Below are 4,434 nucleotides of genomic sequence, written 5' to 3' on the forward strand. Positions count from 1 at the left end.
GTCATGATCGGCGCGATCACGTTGACGAGCTGCGCGAGGGAGGCGGAGGTGACCCGGTCGGAGTTCTTCAGCAGCGTGATCATCAAATTGCCGAGGACCTGGTTGACGGCCACCTCGTCGCCGACCTTGACCTTCCAGGCCACGATCTCGGCCTCGGTGAGGCCCTCGCCGACGTCGGGGAGGAGGAACTGCTCTGTCATCGGGGGGACTCCTGTGGGCTCGTGCGGGCGGATGTCGCGCGCGTCAGTACGCGAGCGAGCGGTCGACGGCCTCGAGCACGCGGTCGACGTCGGGGAGGAAGAGCTTCTCGACCTTGGCGGGCGGGAAGGGGGTGTCGAAGCCGGCGACCCGGAGGACCGGCGCCTCCAGCGAGAAGAAGGCGCGCTCGGTGACGGTCGCCGCGATCTCGGAGCCGAGGCTCACGTTCGCGGACGCCTCCTGCGCGACGACGAGCCGACCGGTCCTGCGGACCGACGCGAGCAGCGGCTCCCAGTCGATCGGGGAGAGCGAGCGCAGGTCGACGACCTCGACGCTCGTGCCCTCCTCGCCCGCGAGCTCGGCGGCCTGGAGGAGGACGGCGACCATCGGGCCCCAGCCGACCAGCGTGACCTCGGTGCCCTGGCGGACGACGCGGCTGGCGTGCAGCGGCGCGGCGGACCCGCTGAGGTCGACGTCGCCCTTGGGCCAGTAGCGGCTCTTGGGCTCGAAGAACATGACGGGGTCGTCCGAGGCGATGGCCTCCTGGATCATCCAGTAGGCGTCGTTGGGAGTCGACGGGCTGACCGCGCGCAGGCCCGCGGTGTGCGCGAAGTACGCCTCGTTGCTCTCCTGGTGGTGCTCGACCGCTCCGATGTGCCCGCCGTAGGGCACGCGGATGACGACGGGCATGGTGATCGCGCCCTCGTGGCGATTGGTCATCTTGGCCAGCTGCGAGGTGATCTGGTCGAAGGCCGGGTAGATGAACCCGTCGAACTGGATCTCGCAGACCGGGCGGAAGCCGCGCATCGCGAGCCCGATCGCGGTGCCGACGATGCCGGACTCGGCGAGCGGCGTGTCGAGCACGCGCTTCGCCCCGAACTCGGCGTGCAGGCCCTCGGTGATGCGGAAGACGCCGCCCAGGGGGCCGATGTCCTCGCCCATCAGGAGGACGCGGTCGTCCTGCGTCATCGCGCGGCGGAGGCCGGCGTTGAGCGCCTTGGCCATGGACATGGACTCGAGCTGCGACCCGGTGAGGGGCGGCTGCGCGGCCGTCGTGCTGGTGTCGATCGTCATCACTCGCCTCCGAACGATTCTTCGTAGCGCTGCAGCCACGCCTTCTGCTCCTCGACGAGCACGTGCGGCTCCGAGTAGACGTGGTCGAACATGACGCCCGTGGGCGGGACCTCGAGGGCGAGGAGGCGGCGGCGGATGTCGGACGCGAAGTCCTTCGCCTCCTCGTCGACCTCGTCGAAGAAGGACTGCTCCACGCCCTCGCTCCGCAGGAACGCGGCGAAGCGGGTGATCGGGTCCTTCGCGACCCACGAGGCGAGCTCGTCGTCGGTGCGGTACTTCGTCGGGTCGTCGCTCGAGGTGTGCGCGCCGATCCGGTAGGTCAGCGCCTCGATGAACTGGGGACCGCCGCCGGAGCGCGCGTCCTGCAGGTGCTTGGCGGTGACCGCGTAGCTCGCGAGCACGTCGTTGCCGTCGATCTGCACGCCGGGGATGCCGAAGCCGGAGGAGCGGAGGTAGAGGGGGCTGCGCGACTGCGTGGCCACGGGGACCGAGATCGCGTAGTGGTTGTTCTGGAGGAAGAAGACCTCGGGAGCCTGGTAGCTCGCGGCGAAGACCATCGCCTCGCTGACGTCGCCCTGGCTGGAGGCGCCGTCGCCGAAGTAGACGACGACGGCCGCGTCCTTCTCGGGGTCGCCCGTGCCGGTCGCTCCGTCGAGAGTGAGGCCCATCGCGTAGCCGGTCGCGTGCAGGGCCTGCGAGCCGAGCACGAGCGTGTAGAGGTGGAAGTTCCCGTTGGTCGGGTCGGTCGGGTCCCAGCCGCCGTGCGTCGTGCCGCGCAGGAGCGCGAGGACGCCGAGCAGGTCGATGCCGCGGATCTTGCCGACGACGTGCTCGCGGTAGGAGGGGAACACGTGGTCCTGCGGGCGCATCGCGAACGCGGAGCCGACCTGCGCCGCCTCCTGGCCGTGGCTCGGGACCCACAGTCCGAGCTGGCCCTGGCGCTGCAGGTTCGCGGCCTCGGTGTCGAAGCGGCGGACCACCGCCATCTCGCGGTAGAAGGAGCGGTGCTGCGCCTCGTCCACCCCGTCGAGGTAGGAGGCGTACTGCTCGGCCGCGGGGGTCGGCGAGAACCGCCCGTCCGCGGAGAGGAACTGGACAGTCGGCGACTCCGTGCTGGTGGCTACCACCCGACTAACCTATCCGTCTCGCGGGGTGGCCCTCGGGGAGGGAAGCCACAATCTCGGCCGCCGCGCTGAGGAGCTTGTCGACAGAGCGCGCCTCGCCGACGGAGACGCGGATCCCCTCCGGCGGGAACGCGCGAACCACGACTCCCGCGCGCTCGAAGACCTCGGCGGCCCGCGCCGTGTCCTCGCGGGTGTCGAACCAGAGGAAGTTCGCCTGCGACTCCGGGATCGTCCAGCCCTGGTCGAGCAGCGCCCGCCAGAGGTCGTCGCGGAGGCGGGTGATGCGGTGGACGCGCTCGAGGAGCTCCTCGCGGTGCTCGAGGGAGGCGACCGCCGCGGTCTCGGCGAACCGGGTGACCGAGAGCGGGATGGCGGTGGAGCGGGCGGCGTCGAGGATCCGCGCGTGGCCGATCGCGTAGCCGACGCGGAGGCCGGCGAGGCCGTACGCCTTGGAGAAGGTGCGGGCGATCACGAGGTTCGGGTAGCGGCCGAGCAGGCGGGTGCCGTCCACGGCCCGCTCGTCGTCGACGAACTCGGCGTACGCCTCGTCGAGGAGCACGAGGACGTCTCCCGGGACGCGCTCGAGGAGCGCCTCGACGTCGTCGGCGGTGGCGACGGTGCCGGTGGGGTTGTTGGGGCTGCAGACGATCAGCAGGCGGGTGCGCTCGGTGACGGCCTGAGCCATGGCGTCGAGGTCGTGGGTGTCGTCGGCGCGGAGCGGCACGCGCACGCTGGTGGCGCCCGCGGTCGTGACGAGCGAGGGGTACGCCTCGAACGAGCGCCAGGCGTAGACGACCTCGTCGCCCGGGCCCGCCGCCGCGGTGATGAGCTGGGCGATGACCGCGACGGAGCCGGCTCCGACGATCACCTCCTCGATCGGGACGCCGTACTCCGCGGCGAGCGCTGTGCGCAGGGCGGTCGCCGCCGCGTCCGGGTACCGGTTGAAGTCGTCCACCTCGCGGACCCGCGCGAGCACGGAGGGCAGCGGGTCGAACGGGTTCTCGTTGGAGGAGAGCTTGAAGGCGTCGGCGGCGGCCGCGCGGCCCTGCTTGTAGGCGGGGAGCGCCAGGATCTCGGGGCGGAGGCGGACGGGAGGCTCCTGCTGGTCGGTCACCCGCCCCATGCTAGGCGGCGCGGCGGCGGGCGCCCCGCCGTTCCGCGCGCGCCGTCCCCCGCCCTCGACGGGCGTGCGCCGGGCCCCCTTCCCACCGGTCGAGCGCCGCCGGTGCGGCCCGGAGGTGCGGCCGACCCGGGTCTCGGATGCGCGAACCGCCCCGCTGACCGGCGCCCACGGCGGCCGTCCCCCGATTAGGGTGCAGTGATGCGGAGTCGAGGGCGAGCCGAGCGGCGCGGGGGTGCGCGCCCGCTCCTCCGGGGCGCCACGGCCGCGATCGCCCTGCTCGTCGCCGCCGGCGCGCTCACCGGATGCACGCCCTCCGCGGAGGGCACGCAGGCGACCCCGACTCTCCGGGAGACGTCCATCGACGTCGCCGCTCCCCCGGCCTACACCGCCGCGCGCGAGGCCGGCCTCGCGCTGCGGAACGACTCGCTCGCGCTCCTCACCGCGACCGACGGCACCGTCGCGGGCGCGGCCCGCACCGATCTGCTGGTGGCGATCGGATCCCTGAACGCAGCGCTCGAGGGAGTCTCGGCCGACGCCATCACCACCGCGACGACCGCGGCCGGGGAGCAGCGGACGGCGCTGGCCGAGCGCGTGCTCGGCCTCGCCACGTCGACCCTCGCCTCCGGTCGCGGATCGACGTCCCGGCGGGCGGTGCTGACCGACGCGGTCGAGCAGCTCCGGAGCGCTCTCGCCTCGGGAGCCGCGGTCGCTCCGCTGGCCGTCGCCGTGATCGAGGCGCGCGAGCCGCTCGTCCCGGAGCCGGGCAGCGGATTCGCTCCTCCCCCGCGCCCCGCGCCTCCCGCAGCTCCCCGGCCGACCAGTGCGCCCGAGCCGACCCAGGAGCCGACGCCCGATCCCCCGGCTCCGGAGCCGGGGGATCGGGCGTCGGCTCCTGGGTCGGCTCGGGCGCACTGG

At 73.1% G+C, this 4,434-nt stretch carries 4 protein-coding genes and 1 pseudogene; 1 reads left to right on the top strand and 4 read right to left on the bottom strand.

Annotated elements, in window-relative coordinates; translation table 11 throughout:
* The 4 genes from C5D04_RS18785 to hisC all read right to left on the bottom strand — a co-directional run.
* Window positions 1–200 (bottom strand): alpha-L-arabinofuranosidase C-terminal domain-containing protein (locus tag C5D04_RS18785; protein ID WP_181137760.1); only part of this gene is annotated, 200 nt, incomplete at its 3' end.
* A 43-nt stretch (window positions 201–243) separates the two neighbouring features.
* Complete coding sequence (locus C5D04_RS17435; RefSeq protein WP_181027250.1) at window positions 244–1,209, bottom strand: alpha-ketoacid dehydrogenase subunit beta; 966 nt, start codon at window positions 1,207–1,209, stop codon at window positions 244–246.
* Window positions 1,210–1,271: 62 nt separating this feature from the next.
* Complete coding sequence (locus C5D04_RS17440; RefSeq protein ID WP_104226633.1) at window positions 1,272–2,399, bottom strand: thiamine pyrophosphate-dependent dehydrogenase E1 component subunit alpha; 1,128 nt, start codon at window positions 2,397–2,399, stop codon at window positions 1,272–1,274.
* Between the two features lie 4 nt (window positions 2,400–2,403).
* A complete protein-coding gene (hisC, locus tag C5D04_RS17445) occupies window positions 2,404–3,519 on the bottom strand; it encodes a histidinol-phosphate transaminase (protein ID WP_104226632.1) in 1,116 nt (371 codons plus the stop codon).
* 198 nt (window positions 3,520–3,717) lie between these two features.
* Between hisC and C5D04_RS17450 the strand changes: the two are divergent.
* A pseudogene (locus tag C5D04_RS17450) lies at window positions 3,718–4,434 on the top strand (hypothetical protein); the annotation flags it as partial.

The organism is Rathayibacter sp. AY1D2, from assembly GCF_002932695.1.
Lineage (GTDB): Bacteria > Actinomycetota > Actinomycetes > Actinomycetales > Microbacteriaceae > Rathayibacter.